Annotated in this window: 14 protein-coding genes; 11 read left to right on the top strand and 3 right to left on the bottom strand. The window is 45.0% G+C overall.

Translation table 11 applies throughout. The annotated features are described in order from the left end of the window. The 9 genes from QWZ04_RS00950 to rpoC form a co-directional block, all read left to right on the top strand. Window positions 1-494, top strand: a 494-nt coding sequence (locus tag QWZ04_RS00950) for an EF-Tu C-terminal domain-related protein (RefSeq protein WP_290324123.1), incomplete at its 5' end; no start/stop codon positions are given. Window positions 495-718: 224 nt separating this feature from the next. Further along, window positions 719-1,096, top strand: a complete 378-nt coding sequence (gene secE, locus QWZ04_RS00955; protein ID WP_102523995.1) for a preprotein translocase subunit SecE — start codon at window positions 719-721, stop codon at window positions 1,094-1,096. Window positions 1,097-1,108: 12 nt separating this feature from the next. Then, window positions 1,109-1,657 carry a transcription termination/antitermination protein NusG gene (gene nusG / locus QWZ04_RS00960; protein ID WP_290324125.1) on the top strand — a complete coding sequence of 183 codons (549 nt, stop codon included), beginning with the start codon at window positions 1,109-1,111 and terminating at the stop codon, window positions 1,655-1,657. Window positions 1,658-1,801: 144 nt separating this feature from the next. After that, window positions 1,802-2,230, top strand: coding sequence for a 50S ribosomal protein L11 (rplK, locus tag QWZ04_RS00965; protein ID WP_102523305.1), 429 nt, complete (start codon window positions 1,802-1,804; stop codon window positions 2,228-2,230). Window positions 2,231-2,234: 4 nt separating this feature from the next. Beyond that, window positions 2,235-2,939: a 50S ribosomal protein L1 gene (rplA, locus tag QWZ04_RS00970; RefSeq protein WP_290324131.1), complete on the top strand. Its 705-nt coding sequence runs from the start codon at window positions 2,235-2,237 to the stop codon at window positions 2,937-2,939. A 258-nt stretch (window positions 2,940-3,197) separates the two neighbouring features. Beyond that, on the top strand, window positions 3,198-3,692 hold the full coding sequence (rplJ, locus tag QWZ04_RS00975; RefSeq protein WP_290324133.1) for a 50S ribosomal protein L10: 495 nt from the start codon (window positions 3,198-3,200) through the stop codon (window positions 3,690-3,692). Between the two features lie 57 nt (window positions 3,693-3,749). After that, the gene (gene rplL, locus QWZ04_RS00980; protein WP_290324135.1) at window positions 3,750-4,118 is read left to right on the top strand and encodes a 50S ribosomal protein L7/L12; all 369 of its coding nucleotides are present in this window, start codon (window positions 3,750-3,752) and stop codon (window positions 4,116-4,118) included. Between the two features lie 249 nt (window positions 4,119-4,367). After that, complete coding sequence (gene rpoB / locus QWZ04_RS00985; RefSeq protein ID WP_290324137.1) at window positions 4,368-8,396, top strand: DNA-directed RNA polymerase subunit beta; 4,029 nt, start codon at window positions 4,368-4,370, stop codon at window positions 8,394-8,396. Between the two features lie 95 nt (window positions 8,397-8,491). Beyond that, window positions 8,492-12,700 (top strand): DNA-directed RNA polymerase subunit beta', encoded by a 4,209-nt coding sequence (gene rpoC / locus QWZ04_RS00990; RefSeq protein WP_290324139.1) that lies wholly within the window; start codon window positions 8,492-8,494, stop codon window positions 12,698-12,700. Window positions 12,701-12,827: 127 nt separating this feature from the next. Here the strand turns inward: rpoC and rsd are convergent, their stop codons facing one another. Next, window positions 12,828-13,319, bottom strand: coding sequence for a sigma D regulator (gene rsd, locus QWZ04_RS00995; protein WP_290324407.1), 492 nt, complete (start codon window positions 13,317-13,319; stop codon window positions 12,828-12,830). 181 nt (window positions 13,320-13,500) lie between these two features. Between rsd and nudC the strand changes: the two genes are divergently transcribed. Further along, entirely contained in the window at window positions 13,501-14,271 is a 771-nt protein-coding gene (gene nudC, locus QWZ04_RS01000; protein ID WP_290324141.1) for an NAD(+) diphosphatase, read from the top strand. A gap of 246 nt (window positions 14,272-14,517) precedes the next feature. Next, the gene (hemE, locus tag QWZ04_RS01005) at window positions 14,518-15,585 is read left to right on the top strand and encodes a uroporphyrinogen decarboxylase (protein ID WP_290324143.1); all 1,068 of its coding nucleotides are present in this window, start codon (window positions 14,518-14,520) and stop codon (window positions 15,583-15,585) included. 180 nt (window positions 15,586-15,765) lie between these two features. Here the strand turns inward: hemE and QWZ04_RS01010 are convergent, their stop codons facing one another. Then, entirely contained in the window at window positions 15,766-16,347 is a 582-nt protein-coding gene (locus QWZ04_RS01010) for a uracil-DNA glycosylase family protein (RefSeq protein ID WP_290324145.1), read from the bottom strand. Between the two features lie 3 nt (window positions 16,348-16,350). Further along, on the bottom strand, window positions 16,351-17,277 hold the full coding sequence (locus tag QWZ04_RS01015) for a D-2-hydroxyacid dehydrogenase (RefSeq protein ID WP_290324147.1): 927 nt from the start codon (window positions 17,275-17,277) through the stop codon (window positions 16,351-16,353). Window positions 17,278-17,286: the final 9 nt, after the last annotated feature.

Genomic DNA, 17,286 nt, shown 5'->3' on the forward strand with positions numbered 1-17,286 from the left:
GTATCGAGCGCGGTATCCTACGCGTTGGTGACGAAGTAGAAATCGTTGGTATCAAAGAGACGACTCTTACTACTTGTACTGGTGTTGAAATGTTCCGTAAACTGCTTGACGAAGGTCGTGCTGGTGAGAACGTTGGTGCACTTCTACGTGGTACTAAGCGTGATGACGTTGAACGTGGCCAAGTACTTGCTGCTAAAGGTTCTATCAACCCACACACTAAGTTTGAGTCTGAAGTATACGTACTTTCTAAAGACGAGGGCGGCCGTCATACTCCGTTCTTCAAAGGCTACCGTCCACAGTTCTACTTCCGTACTACGGACGTAACTGGTGACATCACGCTTCCTGAAGGCGTAGAAATGGTAATGCCTGGTGATAACGTACAAATGACTGTTACTCTAATCGCTCCAATCGCGATGGACGACGGTCTACGCTTCGCAATCCGTGAAGGTGGCCGTACAGTTGGTGCTGGTGTTGTTGCTAAAATCTTTGAATAAGATTTGACGAATGACTAGCAAAAAGGGCATCATTTGATGCCCTTTTTATGCGCTAAGCAATATGATCGCTTACTTTTGCTACAATTGAAGTCTAAAGTAAACGATTATGTGACTAAGATCTCATCTGGGTCACGGCAATGCGTTGGGAATCGATGCGATGGAATGTGCCCTGCAACAGCGGGGTGGTTGTCGTCTATATTAAAGACTTGTCACAGGTTGGTTTTATGAAAGCAAACGCTGAAACTCCTGATAGCTCAGGTGCAGCAGATACGCTTAAGTGGATTGCCGCTTTTGCTCTGCTAGCCGCCGCTGTTGTGGGTAATTACCTGTATGGTGAATTATCTGTTGTTATTCGTGCAGCAGTTGTTGTTGTTCTAATTGCTGCCGCTTTAGGCGTTGCTGCAATTACGACAAAAGGTAAAGCTGCGATCACTTTTGCTCGTGAAGCAAAAGTAGAAGTGCGCAAAGTTGTTTGGCCTACACGCCAAGAAACAATGCAAACAACACTGATCGTTTTAGCAGTAAGTATTGTAATGGCTCTAGTACTATGGGGTATTGACGGCATCATGGTTCGTCTAGTATCGCTAGTAACTGGAGTGTGAGGGTTATAGATCATGAGTGAAGCACCTAAGAAACGCTGGTATGTGGTTCAAGCCTTTTCAGGCTTTGAAGGTCGTGTATCACAGTCTCTTCGCGAGCACATCAAAATGCATGCTATGGAAGAGCTGTTTGGTGATGTACTGGTTCCTACTGAAGAAGTAGTAGAAATGCGCGCTGGCCAACGCCGTAAAAGCGAACGCAAGTTCTTTCCAGGTTACGTCCTAGTTCAAATGATCATGAACGATGAATCATGGCACCTAGTGCGCAGTGTTCCACGTGTTCTGGGCTTCATTGGTGGTACCTCTGACCGTCCAGCACCTATCACTGATAAAGAAGCTGACGCTATCTTGAATCGTCTTGAGAAAGCGAGCGAATCGCCACGTCCTAAAACGATGTTTGAAGCGGGTGAAGTGGTACGTGTTAATGAAGGTCCATTTGCTGACTTCAACGGTACTGTTGAAGAAGTAGATTACGTTAAGAGCCGCATTAAAGTGTCTGTATCGATCTTCGGTCGTGCAACACCGGTTGAGCTTGAATTTGGTCAAGTTGAAAAACTTGATTAAAAACTCGCCTTTTAGGCTTGTTAAAGGCGCGAATTATGATTATAATTTCGCGCCTTTTTGTTTCTATGGAAGCAAAAAGTTTTTTTTCAAAAGCGGGGAGCTTGCCAGTAGGTTAGCGTTTGAACCCAAGATTTAGGAAATATCATGGCTAAGAAAGTTGAAGCTTATATCAAGTTGCAAGTTGCAGCAGGTATGGCGAATCCAAGTCCACCGGTTGGTCCTGCACTAGGTCAGCACGGTGTGAACATCATGGAATTCTGTAAAGCGTTTAACGCAAAAACAGAATCTGTTGAGAAAGGTCTACCGATCCCTGTTGTTATCTCTGTATACAGCGACCGTTCTTTCACGTTTGTAACTAAGACTCCACCTGCTGCTGTTCTTCTTAAGAAAGCTGCTGGCGTTAAGTCTGGTTCAGGTCGTCCGAACACTGAGAAAGTTGGTACTGTTACTGACGCTCAAGTTCAAGAGATCGCAGAAACTAAAGCTGCAGACATGACTGGCGCAGACATCGAAGCGATGAAGCGTTCTATCGCAGGTACTGCTCGTTCAATGGGCCTAGTGGTAGAGGGATAAGATCATGGCAAAACTTACTAAGCGTATGCGCGTAATCCGCGACAAAGTTGAAGTAACTAAAGAATACGAAATCAACGAAGCAGTAGCTCTTCTTAAAGAACTTGCTACAGCTAAATTCGTTGAATCAGTTGATGTAGCTATTAACCTAGGCATCGATGCTCGTAAATCAGACCAGAACGTACGTGGTGCAACTGTACTTCCGCACGGTACTGGCCGCGAAATCCGCGTAGCAGTGTTCACTCAAGGTGCAAACGCTGAAGCAGCTAAAGCAGCTGGCGCAGATATCGTAGGTATGGAAGATCTTGCTGAGCAAGTTAAGAAAGGCGAAATGAACTTCGACGTAGTTGTAGCATCTCCTGATGCAATGCGCGTTGTTGGTCAGCTTGGTACTATCTTAGGTCCTCGCGGTCTTATGCCAAACCCTAAAGTTGGTACTGTAACTCCTAACGTTGCTGAAGCAGTTAAAAATGCTAAAGCTGGTCAGGTTCGTTACCGTAACGACAAAAATGGCATCATCCACACAACAATCGGTAAAGCTACTTTTGAAGCTGAGCAACTAAAAGAGAACTTAGAAACTCTTCTTATTGCTCTTAAGAAAGCTAAGCCGTCTTCAGCGAAAGGTGTTTTCCTGAAGAAAATCAGTATCTCTACTACAATGGGTGCTGGTGTTTCTGTGGATCAAGCAAGCCTGAATACTCAAGCTAGCTAATTTGCAATGGCGACAAATTAGTGTATAATTTGCCGCCTAATAAATTGTGGTTGGGGTGATAGTTGAAGCAATTCAATCATCATCTCTCTCCAAGACCGTAGGCGTTACTATTTTTCGTAAGAAAGGTAGCAACTTAATAAAACCTACGTAGGCAGTGTGATATTAACCTTACCTTTAAAAGTAAAGTTTTCATCGTCACTGTAAACGCTCATGATGTTTTATTGTGAGTGCTGTAATCACAACCAGAGGTTAATCCAAATGGCTCTAAATCTTCAAGACAAAAAAGCAATTGTTGCTGAAGTCAACGAAGCAGCCAGTGGTGCACTTTCTGCAGTTGTAGCTGATTCTCGTGGCGTTACTGTTGGCGCGATGACTTCTCTACGTAAACAAGCTCGCGAAGCGGGTGTTTACATGAGAGTTGTTCGTAACACACTAGCACGCCGTGCAGTAGAAGGTACCCAGTACGAGTGTCTACAAGACACTTTCACAGGTCCTAGTCTACTTGCGTTCTCTAATGAGCACCCAGGTGCTGCAGCGCGTCTTTTCAAAGACTTCGCTAAAGAGAACAAAGATTTCGAGATCAAAGCTGCTGCATTTGAAGGCGCAGTTACTGATGCTGAATTACTAGCGACACTACCAACTTACGACGAAGCGATTGCACGCCTAATGATGTGCATGAAAGAAGCTTCAGCTGGCAAGCTGGTACGTACTATCGCTGCTGTTCGCGACCAAAAAGAAGAAGTGGCTGCATAAGCCTTGCTTTAATCTGGTTGCAAAATATACTAATTGTTGACTTAAAAGAGAATTGTTATGTCTATTACTAACGAGCAAATCCTAGACGCAGTTGCAGAAATGTCTGTAATGCAAGTTGTTGAGCTTATCGAAGCTATGGAAGAAAAATTCGGTGTATCTGCTGCTGCTGCAGTAGTTGCAGGCGGCGCAGCTGGCGGCGACGCTGCTGAAGAGCAAACTGAATTCGACGTAGTTCTTACTGCGATCGGCGGTAACAAAGTTTCTGTTATCAAAGCAGTACGTGGCGCTACAGGTCTTGGCCTGAAAGAAGCTAAGGGTCTTGTAGACTCAGCTCCAGCACCTCTAAAAGAAGGCGTTGACAAAGCTGAAGCTGAAGCTCTTAAAGCACAGCTAGAAGAAGCTGGCGCGACTGTTGAAATCAAGTAATTATTACTTAATTTCATAGCCGTAAGGCTAGTGGCTGGTGGTTTATTAACCACCGGCCTTTTTGCGCTGTAGGGTCTAGGTGAATTTTCCCGCTGTTTAAGCACCTTTATCCAAGCAAAAAAGCGAATCAACTCAACTTGTTGTTTCGTACTACAGTAAACAGTTGTTTAGTCACTGTCCCTTACCCCCCTTAAGTAACTAGGAGCGGGCGGACAGTTTGGGTCACTTATCAGCGAGCTGAGGAACCCCATGGTTTACTCTTATACCGAGAAAAAGCGCATCCGTAAGGATTTTGGTACTCGTCCGCAAGTTTTGGACATTCCATACCTACTGTCGATCCAGCTTGATTCGTTCGACAAGTTCATCGAACAGGATCCTGAAGGTCAATACGGTCTAGAAGCGGCTTTTCGTTCTGTATTTCCAATTCAGAGCTACAACGGCAATTCGGAGCTGCAATACGTTAGCTATCGTCTTGGTGAACCGGTTTTTGACGTTAAAGAATGTCAAATCCGCGGTGTTACATATTCAAAACCACTACGCGTAAAATTACGTCTAGTTGTATTTGATAAAGACGCACCGGCAGGTACCGTTAAAGATATTAAAGAACAAGAAGTCTACATGGGCGAAATCCCATTGATGACTGACAATGGTACCTTCGTAATCAATGGTACTGAGAGGGTTATCGTATCCCAGCTGCACCGAAGCCCAGGCGTGTTCTTCGACAGCGATAAGGGTAAGACCCACTCTTCAGGCAAAGTATTATATAACGCACGCGTTATTCCTTACCGTGGCTCATGGTTAGACTTTGAGTTCGATCCTAAGGATAACTTGTACGTACGTATTGACCGTCGTCGTAAGCTACCAGCATCGATCATTCTTCGTGCACTGCATAAAACGACAGAAGAAATCCTAGATATCTTCTTCGACAAAGTGAACTTCGAAGTGAAAGACCAAACTCTTCTTATGGAGTTGGTACCTGATCGCTTGCGTGGTGAAACTGCGTCTTTCGACATCGAGTCAAACGGTAAAACTTACGTTGAGACTGGCCGTCGTGTTACGGCTCGCCACATCCGTCAACTTGAAAAAGATGGCGTTGAGCACATCGAAGTACCAGTAGAGTACATCGTTGGGAAAGTTGCATCTAAAGATTACATCAACGAAGCAACTGGCGAAATCATCGTAGGGGCGAACCAAGAGATCAGCCTTGAAGCACTAGCTAACCTGTCACAAGCAGGTGTTAAGCAGCTACAAGTTCTGTTCACTAACGACCTGGATCACGGTCCATTCATGTCTGATACTTTACGTGTCGACAGCACCGTTGATCGCATCTCTGCATTGGTAGAAATCTACCGCATGATGCGCCCAGGCGAGCCACCAACAAAAGAAGCAGCAGAAGCGCTTTTCCATAGCCTATTCTTCTCAGAAGAACGCTACGACCTATCAACTGTAGGCCGTATGAAGTTCAACAGCTCAATTGAGCGTGAAGATGCTCTAGAGCAAGGCACTCTTGATGAGTCAGACATCATCGAAGTGATGAAGAAGCTGATCGGTATCCGTAACGGTATCGGTGAAGTCGATGATATCGACCACCTTGGTAACCGTCGTATCCGTTCTGTTGGTGAAATGGCTGAAAACCAATTCCGTGTTGGTCTTGTACGTGTTGAACGTGCAGTTAAAGAGCGCCTAAGCCTTGGTGACCTTGATGCAATCATGCCTCAAGATCTTATCAATGCTAAGCCGATCTCTGCCGCGGTTAAAGAATTCTTTGGCTCTTCACAGCTTTCACAGTTTATGGACCAGAACAACCCGTTGTCAGAAGTAACGCATAAGCGTCGTATCTCTGCATTGGGTCCAGGCGGTCTTACTCGTGAACGCGCAGGCTTTGAAGTACGTGATGTTCACGTAACTCACTACGGTCGACTATGTCCGATCGAAACGCCTGAAGGTCCAAACATCGGTCTGATTAACTCATTATCAGCGTTTGCACGTTGTAACGACTACGGTTTCCTAGAAACTCCGTATCGTCGTGTTGTTGATGGTGTAGTTACAGAAGACGTGGATTACCTTTCGGCAATCCAAGAAGGTCAGTTCATCATTGCACAGGCTAACTCGACTCTAACGGAAGAATCTACTTTCGAAGAAGAGCTAGTTACAGCCCGTCAAAAAGGTGAATCTGGTCTACACCCACGTGATCAAGTGGATTACATGGACGTTGCAACCAACCAGGTTGTATCGGTAGCGGCATCGCTTATTCCATTCCTTGAACACGATGATGCGAACCGTGCATTGATGGGTGCGAACATGCAACGTCAGGCAGTTCCAACTCTACGCGCCGACAAACCTCTAGTAGGTACTGGTATCGAGCGTAACGTAGCGGTGGACTCTGGTGTTACAGCTGTAGCGAAACGTGGCGGTATGGTGCAGTCAGTAGACGCATCCCGCATCGTAGTTAAAGTAAATGAAGATGAGCTGGTTCCTGGTGAAGCAGGCATCGACATTTACAACCTAACTAAGTACACACGCTCGAACCAAAACACATGTATCAACCAACGCCCTACAGTGCTACCTGGTGAACCAGTTGCACGTGGTGATGTTCTTGCTGATGGTCCTTCAACCGACCTTGGTGAGCTAGCGCTTGGCCAAAACATGCGTATCGCGTTCATGCCGTGGAATGGTTACAACTTCGAGGATTCAATCCTTGTATCTGAGCGTGTAGTTCAGGAAGACCGTTTCACTACTATCCACATCCAAGAGCTTTCTTGTGTGGCGCGTGATACTAAGTTGGGTTCTGAAGAGATCACAGCTGATATTCCAAACGTAGGTGAGTCTGCTCTGTCTAAACTAGACGAGTCAGGTATCGTTTACATTGGTGCTGAAGTTAAGGGTGGCGACATCCTAGTTGGTAAAGTAACGCCTAAGGGCGAAACACAACTGACTCCTGAAGAGAAGCTACTGCGTGCTATCTTCGGCGAAAAAGCATCAGATGTTAAAGATACATCACTACGTGTACCAAACTCTGTTTCAGGTACGATCATTGATGTTCAAGTTTTCACTCGCGATGGCGTAGAGAAAGACAAGCGTGCGCTTGAAATTGAACAAATGCAGCTTAAAGAAGCGAAGAAAGACCTTACTGAAGAATTCCAGATTCTTGAAGGTGGTCTACTAGCGCGTGTTAAAGCAGTATTGATCAACGGTGGTTACTCTGAAGCTAAGCTAGATACGATTGATCGTAAGAGATGGCTAGAGCAAACGCTAGACGACGAAAACCTACAGAATCAACTAGAGCAACTAGCTGAGCAGTGGGATGAGCTGAAAGCAGACTTCGATAAGAAGTTTGAAAGTAAGCGTCGTAAAATCACCCAAGGTGATGACCTAGCACCTGGCGTTCTTAAGATCGTGAAAGTTTACCTAGCGGTTAAACGTCGTATCCAGCCTGGTGATAAAATGGCCGGTCGTCACGGTAACAAAGGTGTAATCTCTAAGATTAACCCTGTTGAAGACATGCCATACGATGAAAAAGGTCAGCCTGTAGACATCGTATTGAACCCACTGGGTGTACCGTCACGTATGAACATCGGTCAGATCCTTGAAGTTCATATGGGTCTGGCTGCGAAAGGTGTTGGTGACAAGATCAACCAAATGTTGAAAGAGCAACAAGAACTGCATAAGTTCCGCAATTTCTTACAAGAGGTTTACGATCTTGGCGATACTCGTCAGAAAGTCGACATTGCAGAGTTGTCTGATGATGAAGTTCGCACACTAGTGAAGAACTTGCGTGGTGGTCTACCGATCGCAACGCCAATCTTCGATGGTGCACCTGAGTCATCAATCAAAGAACTATTGAAACTTGTAGATCTGCCAGAATCTGGTCAGCTGCGCTTATTTGATGGTCGTACTGGTGATGAGTTTGAGCGTCCTGTAACTGTTGGTTACATGTACATGCTGAAACTGAACCACCTTGTTGATGACAAGATGCATGCGCGTTCAACTGGTTCTTACAGCCTAGTAACTCAGCAACCACTTGGTGGTAAAGCTCAGTTCGGTGGCCAACGTTTCGGTGAGATGGAAGTATGGGCACTAGAAGCATACGGTGCCGCTTACACTCTACAAGAGATGTTGACTGTGAAATCAGATGACGTGAATGGCCGTACTAAGATGTACAAAAACATCGTAGATGGTGATCACAGCATGGAACCTGGTATGCCAGAATCGTTCAACGTATTGTTGAAAGAGATTCGCTCGCTAGGTATCAACATCGAGCTAGAAGACGAAGAGTAATCCCTCCTCTTTTTTAAAGAAGATTGGATTATTTGGTAGAAAGGTGCTCGCTGAGAAATCGGTGAGCTCCTTTTAACTCCTTACAGGAGCTGATTGTGAAAGACTTATTAAACTTTCTAAAAGCACAGCATAAGACCGAAGAATTTGATGCAATCAAAATCGGTCTATCTTCACCAGACATGATCCGTTCATGGTCTTTTGGTGAAGTTAAGAAACCTGAGACTATTAACTATCGTACGTTCAAACCTGAGCGTGATGGTTTGTTTTGTGCGCGTATTTTTGGTCCAGTAAAAGATTACGAATGTCTTTGTGGCAAATACAAGCGCCTGAAGCACCGTGGTGTTATCTGTGAGAAGTGTGGCGTTGAAGTTACACAAACTAAAGTTCGTCGTGACCGTATGGGCCACATCGAGCTAGCTTCACCAGTTGCTCACATCTGGTTCCTTAAATCACTACCGTCTCGTATCGGTCTACTAATGGATATCCCACTGCGTGATATCGAACGTGTTCTTTACTTCGAAATGTACGTAGTAACTGAACCTGGTATGACTGATCTAGAAAAATCTCAAATGCTTACTGAAGAAGAGTATTTGGATCGTCTAGAAGAGTGGGGTGACGAGTTCACTGCTAAGATGGGTGCGGAAGCGATCAAAGATCTGCTTTCTACTATGGATCTATCTGCTGAAGCTGAACAAATGCGCGAAGAGTTGGAAACAACTAACTCTGAAACTAAGCGTAAAAAAGTGACTAAGCGTCTGAAAATCGTTGAAGCATTTATTCTATCTGGTAACAACCCAGAGTGGATGATCCTTAACGTTCTTCCGGTTCTACCGCCAGATCTTCGTCCTCTAGTACCACTAGATGGCGGTCGCTTTGCGACTTCTGATCTGAACGACCTTTACCGTCGCGTAATTAACCGTAACAACCGCTTGAAGCGTCTTCTAGAGCTAGCGGCTCCAGACATCATCGTACGTAACGAAAAGCGTATGTTGCAAGAGTCTGTTGATGCCCTTCTAGATAACGGTCGTCGCGGTCGTGCGATTACGGGTTCTAACAAGCGTCCTTTGAAATCTCTTGCTGATATGATCAAGGGTAAGCAAGGTCGTTTCCGTCAGAACCTTCTAGGTAAACGTGTAGACTACTCTGGCCGTTCTGTAATCACAGTAGGTCCATACCTTCGTCTGCACCAGTGTGGTCTTCCTAAGAAGATGGCACTAGAGCTATTTAAACCATTCATCTACAGCAAGCTAGAAACTCGTGGCATGGCAACGACGATCAAAGCAGCTAAGAAAATGGTAGAGCGTGAAGAGCCTATCGTTTGGGATATCCTAGACGAAGTAATTCGCGAACACCCAGTACTATTGAACCGTGCACCAACACTTCACCGTCTTGGTATTCAGGCATTCGAACCAGTACTAATCGAAGGTAAAGCGATTCAGCTTCACCCACTCGTGTGTGCGGCATACAACGCCGACTTCGATGGTGACCAGATGGCGGTACACGTACCTCTAACTCTGGAAGCTCAACTTGAAGCTCGTACCCTAATGATGTCGACGAATAACATTCTGTCGCCAGCATCAGGTGATCCAATCATCGTTCCTTCACAGGATGTTGTATTGGGTCTGTACTACATGACTCGTGAGATGATCAACGCGAAAGGCGAAGGTATGTACCTTGCTGGCCCTGCTGAAGCAGAAAAAGCATACCGTACTAAGTCTGTTGAACTACACACACGCGTTAAAGTTCGCATCAGCGAAACAGTAGTTGATGAAGATGGTAACTCAACTTCTTCAACTGGCATGGTAGATACGACGGTTGGTCGTGCAATGCTATGGCAAATCGTGCCTAAAGGCCTGCCATTTAGCATCGTTAACCAAAAGTTGGGCAAGAAGCAAATTTCTACCCTACTTAACGAGTGTTACCGTAAGCTTGGTCTTAAAGACACAGTAATCTTCGCTGACCAAATCATGTACACAGGTTTTGCTTACGCAGCACTTTCTGGTGTTTCTGTTGGTATCGACGATATGGTTGTGCCAGCTGCGAAATACACTGAAATTTCAGCGGCAGAAGAAGAAGTACGCGAAATCCAGGATCAATTCCAATCAGGTCTTGTTACTGCGGGTGAGCGTTACAACAAAGTTATCGATATCTGGGCGTCTACGAACGACCGTGTTGCGAAAGCGATGATGGATAACTTGTCTACTGAAACTGTTATCAACCGTGATGGCGAAGAAGAGCAGCAAGAATCGTTCAACAGCATCTACATGATGGCCGACTCAGGAGCTCGTGGTTCTGCCGCGCAGATCCGTCAGCTAGCAGGTATGCGTGGTCTGATGGCGCGTCCAGATGGTTCAATCATCGAAACGCCGATCACAGCAAACTTTAAAGAAGGCTTGAACGTACTTCAGTACTTTATCTCAACGCACGGTGCTCGTAAGGGTCTTGCGGATACAGCACTGAAAACAGCGAACTCCGGTTACCTAACGCGTCGTCTAGTAGACGTAGCGCAAGATGTTGTTGTTCATGAGCACGATTGTGGTACTCATGAAGGTATCTCTATGATGCCTCACATCGAAGGTGGTGACGTTAAAGTTGCACTGTCTGAGCTAGCGCTTGGTCGTGTAGTAGCGGAAGACGTACTTAAGCCTGGTACTGAAGATGTACTGATTCCACGTAATACTCTGATTGATGAGAAGTGGTGTCAAATCATGGAAGATAACTCTGTAGATAGCATGAAAGTGCGCTCAGTAGTTACCTGTGATGCAGACTTCGGTTGTTGTGCACAGTGTTACGGTCGTGACCTAGCACGTGGTCACCTAGTGAACCAAGGTGAAGCAGTTGGCGTTATCGCTGCTCAGTCTATCGGTGAGCCGGGTACACAGCTTACGATGCGTACGTTCCACATCGGTGGTGCAGCATCTACAGCCGCAGCAGAAAACAGCATTCAAGCGAAGACAACGGGTACCGTTAAACTTCACAATGCTAAGTTCGTAACCAACAAAGAAGATAAGCTAGTTATCACTTCTCGTGCATCTGAACTGACCATCATTGATGAGTTCGGTCGTACGAAAGAGAAGCACAAACTTCCTTACGGTTCTATCTTAAGCAAGAAAGGCAACGATTCAGTAGCTGCAGGCGACATCGTAGCTAACTGGGAAGCGCACACCATGCCAATCATCACTGAAGTGGCAGGTCGTATCCAATTCGTTGACATGATTGACGGTGTGACTGTTGCTCGCCAAACAGATGACCTTACAGGTCTATCTTCAAGTGAAGTAACTGACCCAGCTCAACGTCCTTCTGCTGGTAAAGATATGCGTCCAGCTGTGAAGCTAGTTGATGCTGCTGGCAACGATGTAATGATCCCTGGTACTGAAATGCCAGCTCACTACTTCCTACCAGGTAAAGCAATCGTACAGCTTGAAGATGGCGCTGAAGTAGGTGTGGGTGATACGCTTTCACGTATTCCTCAAAAATCTAGTGGTAACAAAGATATCACTGGTGGTCTACCTCGAGTAGCCGACCTATTTGAAGCTCGTAAGCCTAAAGAGCCTGCAATTCTTGCAGAGCACACGGGTACGATTTCATTTGGTAAAGAGACTAAAGGCAAGCGTCGTCTAGTAATCACTCGCGAAGGCGATGAGCACTACGAAGAGATGATTCCTAAGCATCGCCAATTGAACGTATTTGAAGGTGAGAAGGTTGAACGTGGTGATGTTATTGCCGACGGTCCTGAAACTCCGCATGATATTCTACGTTTACGTGGTATCCGTGCAGTAACAGAATACATCGCGAACGAAGTTCAAGAAGTATACCGTCTGCAAGGCGTTAAGATTAACGATAAGCACATTGAAACTATCGTTCGTCAAATGCTACGTAAGTGTACAATTGGTACTGCTGGTGATTCTAACTTCTTACCTGGTGAGCAAGTTGAATACCATAACGTTAAGATTGCTAACCGTGCTCTAGAAGCTGAAGGTAAGCAACCGGCTACGTACCAACGCGATCTTCTAGGTATTACGAAAGCGTCTCTTGCTACTGAGTCATTTATCTCAGCGGCATCGTTCCAAGAAACAACTCGCGTACTAACAGAAGCTGCAGTTTCTGGTAAGCGTGATGAGTTACGTGGTCTGAAAGAGAACGTAATTGTTGGTCGTCTGATCCCTGCTGGTACTGGTTTTGCCTACCACCAAGAGCGTCAGAAGCAACGCGAAGAACAGAAAGCGCCTACGGGTCCTTCTGCTGAGCAAGCAACCGACAACCTAGCAGCATTGCTAAATGCGGGTTTCTCGTCTGACGAGTAATCAAAACGCATAATAAAAAAGGCACCGAAAGGTGCCTTTTTTGTATCTAGAGCATATGCTTGTGATTGATATGACCTAAATAAAAAGGGCTGAAGCAATAGCATCAACCCTCAACATTTTCTAGCCTTTATGCTCCTGGCGGTACTGCCAAACTATCGGCAATAAGCTTGATTAACTGATCTTCTACTTCAAATCGAGTTTCAACAATCTCACCAATCAGTGATAACTCACTCTCCAATTGATCTAAACGATCGTCTTCAGCTACATTAGCGTACTTATCAGTGAAGTTGAGCAATGGATCTGTCGTTAGGACAATATTGCCATATGCGGCATTGATGTCATCTGTTGGCGAATATCCGGTTGAGTTCCAACGATCCATGACCATATCGTAAATTTTGAAGTGACCTTCAGAGATGTAATCAACTAGATGTTGGCAGAATAGCTGCAGTTCTTTAGGGGACGGTAAGCTGGACACTGAAGGGTTCTTGGCGGCTTGCGGTGCGGCAAGCTTACAGTACTCCACGATCAAAGATTGTCGTGTATCTAGCCAATGATCAATGACTTCACTAGAGCCACCCCATTGTTCTTGTACTTGTTTGAATTTATTGAGCATGACCATGTCCTCATGATCCGATCGCCAATCGGGGATCGATAACCTCTGCAAGCAAAGGGGTCCATATAATATGCAAAAACATTGCGGTATATAGAATATATAGCTGTAAAATGAATCGGCTACAAACTCTAACGTGAAATTTAGATTGCCAGCAAAATGAACGAACTGCAAGTATAGGGAGGATCCGATGGTAAAAAATGACGGGCAAGCATACTGGTGCATAGTCGAAGGAAGTGATTTATGGATACAAAATGGAGAACTGCCGTTTGAGCATGTAAACCAACTAGAATTTGCAACTGACAGTGCCGTTCAGATTGGTGTTTATGATGATTCTCCTGTTTATTGGCTGAATGCCTCTGAAGTTGAACCAGCTTTAACTATGCTTTCATTACGTGACCTTTTGCACTTTCCTGAGCCTCTTTTTTTACTCATAAGCCGCGCTATCCAATTTGGTCATATGGCACAAAGTATTCGTTTTTGTCCTCAATGTGGCGGGCGAACTCATCTCAATTTAAACCAATTGGCCATGCAGTGTAAGGATTGCCGAACTTTACATTATCCTCGAATATTCCCATGTATTATTGTTGCCGTTAGAAAAGAAAACCAGATTCTATTGGCGCAGCACCCTCGTCACAAAGGCAACATGTACACCGTTATTGCGGGTTTTGTAGAGGTGGGGGAAACACTTGAGCAATGTGTTGCACGCGAAGTCAAAGAAGAGACCGGTATTGATGTATGCAATATCCGCTATCAAGGTAGCCAGCCCTGGGCATTTCCTACGAGCTTGATGGTAGGTTTCTTTGCTGACTATGCTGGTGGCGAAGTTAAACCTGATTATAACGAGCTGAGTGACGCACAGTGGTTCAATGTTGATAACCTGCCGGAAATAGCTCCGAGGGGCACGATAGCTCGTGAACTCATTGAGAATTTGGGTAGAAGAATAAAAATGGGCAGATAAAAAAAACCTCCGGGGTTGCCGGAGGGGTAAGTAAGATGTCGTTATGAGATTTGAGCGTAATGAGCTCAATTATTATAATTTTCGCTAGCGAACAAATTTTTAACATGAGCTCTATTAGTAAGCAAATTCCCTATTGATTTTATCTTTAATAACATGATCTAGCCTGCAAAGTCTGGATATCCATAGCGAAAAGAAATGCTAGAATAGCGTAATCAAACTTATACCTATAAAGAGAAAGAAGTCGGAATGTCTGAATTAAAAAATGACCGTTATTTACGAGCTCTACTAAAAGAACCAGTTGATTACACACCTGTCTGGATGATGCGTCAGGCTGGCCGTTACCTTCCTGAATATAAAGCAACGCGTGCACAGGCTGGTGATTTCATGTCTTTGTGTAAAAATGCAGAGCTGGCTTCAGAAGTAACACTTCAACCTCTACGTCGCTTTCCATTAGATGCTGCGATTTTATTCTCAGATATTCTGACTATCCCAGACGCAATGGGCTTAGGTTTGTACTTCGAAACGGGAGAAGGTCCGAAATTCGAACGTCCAATTACCTGTAAAGCGGATGTCGATAAGATTGGTCTTCCAGATCCTGAAGGCGAACTACAATATGTAATGAATGCCGTTCGTCAGATCCGTAAAGATTTACAAGGTGAAGTACCACTAATTGGCTTCTCTGGCAGCCCATGGACGCTCGCGACTTACATGGTTGAGGGTGGAAGTTCGAAGGCTTTTACCAAAATCAAAAAAATGATGTATGCAGAACCAGCAACGTTGCACCTACTACTCGATAAACTCGCAGACAGCGTGATCGAGTATTTAAATGCTCAAATCAAAGCGGGTGCTCAGTCTGTGATGGTATTTGATACATGGGGTGGTGTATTAACACCTCGTGATTATAACGAGTTCTCATTGCGCTACATGCACAAAATCGTTGATGGTTTGATTCGCGAAAATGACGGTCGTCGCGTTCCTGTGACGCTGTTTACTAAAAATGGTGGCATGTGGCTAGAGTCTATCGCGGCGACAGGTTGTGATGCTGTAGGCCTTGATTGGACGATTAATATTGCAGATGCGAAAGCTCGTATCGGCGACAAAGTGGCATTACAAGGCAACATGGATCCATCTATGCTTTATGCGGCGCCTGAGCGCATTCGCCAAGAAGTTGGGACGATACTTGAAAGCTTCGGTGAGGGTGGTACGGGTCATGTATTCAACTTAGGTCATGGCATCCACCTAGATGTGCCACCTGAAAATGCAGGAGTATTTGTTGAAGCGGTGCATGATTTATCTAAGCCGTATCACAAGTAATTTAATGATTAAGCCGGCTATCTAAGCCGGCTTTTTTTATGCCTATTATTAGGTGTGCTTTCAATTAGATCATAGTAACCCAAATACTATGCTACCTTTCTATTTTTTATTTTATATTAATAATAACAACTAATTATACTGATTCTTTCCTTTGGCTGTACAGCTAGTCTTAAGGAAGGGTTACTGGTGGGTCAAAGCTAGCTGGGCCACTTTGGCTCGTAGCGCTGGCACGACTTGCGCTTCAAACCATAGATTTTTCTTTAGCCAAATAGCATTCCTTGGCGATGGGTGAGGAAGAGGGATCATGCTGTTCCAGCGCTGCCAGTTTTTTACCGTTTCAGTGAGTGTTTTTGGTTTGCTCGTTAAATATCGATTTTGTGCGTACTGGCCAATAACTAAAGTTAGCTCTATATTTGGCAACTCCTTAAATATCTGTGAGTGCCATAGTGGCGCGCATTCTTTCCTTGGTGCTAAATCCCCAGATTTCCCTTTTCCGGGATAACACAAGCCCATAGGTACGATGGCGACTTTCTCACTATTGTAGAAGTCATCAGGTGTTATTTGTAACCACTGCCTTAGTCGATCGCCACTTGGATCATTCCATGGTATCCCCGTTTGATGCACCCGCAACCCAGGCGCTTGCCCAATGATCAGTAGGCGAGCGCTTTTACCTGCTTGTACGATAGGGTTAGCACCATGAGATAAGTGCTGGTGGCATAGATCACACCGGCGAATCTGAGTCAGTAACTCTGCCAAAGACACGGCTTAATAACCTTTATCAAAGTCAACCAAGTTGGTTAGCCTAAAACCATCTCTCCAGCGGTTGTAGTTTTCAGAGAATTGTTCAAAAACTTGGCTTGGAAAACTCAGTGCAGCAATGTGCGGTGTTAGGGTAATCTTAGGGTTCTCCCAAAGGGGGGACTCTTTTGGTAAGGGTTCTTCGCGGAAAACATCTAGGTAAGCGTGGGCAATACAGCCCGAAGCAATGGCATCAGAGAGCGCTGGGTCATCGACGGCTTCTCCACGGCCAACATTAAATAACAATGCTTGTTGAGCTTGAGACAATACTTGTTTGTTGAGTATGTTTTCGGTTAGCGGTGTGTTGGGTAGCGTATTTACAATAATGTCAGCATCAGAAATGACGGAATGAAGCTCACTAATATGGAATGTGTGCTTAAACGGGGAGGTTTTTGGTGGAATGCCCGAGCTGTTTACGCCGCCGGTCTTCATGCCAAACGCATTACATACTCGTCCTAAATGGCTGCCAATGTCGCCACAGCCAAGAATCAGAATCGACTTTTCATTAAGAGATTGGTACTGATGAGGCTGCCAATGACCGTCTGCTTGCTGTTGTTGATAGCGTGCGAAATGACGAAAGTAGTTAAGACTCTGACCGATTACGTATTCAGAAATCTGTTGACCAAAAATGCCTTTTACATTGGTTAGGCTATAATCAGTGCGTAGCTCTGGTGACACTAAGCTATCAATGCCTGCGAAAGTGGACTGTAACCAATCAAGTTGAGTAAATATGTCCAACTGAGATGCAATCAAAGGGGGATCGGCAAGCACTATCTCTGCTTTACTCGGATCTTCCGTGATCTCGATTTCTTCTAATGGCGATTGCTTGATCAGCTCAAGATATTCACTGCGATCTTTAGAGAGAATATAGAGTTTATTGGTGAAATTATTCATAGGCTTGCT

Source organism: Vibrio tapetis subsp. quintayensis, assembly GCF_030409945.1.
Lineage (GTDB): Bacteria > Pseudomonadota > Gammaproteobacteria > Enterobacterales > Vibrionaceae > Vibrio > Vibrio quintayensis.

Coding starts and splice junctions, on each gene's coding strand:
- secE (WP_102523995.1), top strand. CDS start 719: ATGAAAGCAAACGCTGAAACTCCTGATAGCTCAGGTGCAGCAGATACG.
- hemE (WP_290324143.1), top strand. CDS start 14,518: ATGTCTGAATTAAAAAATGACCGTTATTTACGAGCTCTACTAAAAGAA.
- rsd (WP_290324407.1), bottom strand. CDS start 13,319: ATGGTCATGCTCAATAAATTCAAACAAGTACAAGAACAATGGGGTGGC.
- rplK (WP_102523305.1), top strand. CDS start 1,802: ATGGCTAAGAAAGTTGAAGCTTATATCAAGTTGCAAGTTGCAGCAGGT.
- rplL (WP_290324135.1), top strand. CDS start 3,750: ATGTCTATTACTAACGAGCAAATCCTAGACGCAGTTGCAGAAATGTCT.
- rplA (WP_290324131.1), top strand. CDS start 2,235: ATGGCAAAACTTACTAAGCGTATGCGCGTAATCCGCGACAAAGTTGAA.
- nudC (WP_290324141.1), top strand. CDS start 13,501: ATGGTAAAAAATGACGGGCAAGCATACTGGTGCATAGTCGAAGGAAGT.
- rplJ (WP_290324133.1), top strand. CDS start 3,198: ATGGCTCTAAATCTTCAAGACAAAAAAGCAATTGTTGCTGAAGTCAAC.
- QWZ04_RS01015 (WP_290324147.1), bottom strand. CDS start 17,277: ATGAATAATTTCACCAATAAACTCTATATTCTCTCTAAAGATCGCAGT.
- rpoB (WP_290324137.1), top strand. CDS start 4,368: ATGGTTTACTCTTATACCGAGAAAAAGCGCATCCGTAAGGATTTTGGT.
- nusG (WP_290324125.1), top strand. CDS start 1,109: ATGAGTGAAGCACCTAAGAAACGCTGGTATGTGGTTCAAGCCTTTTCA.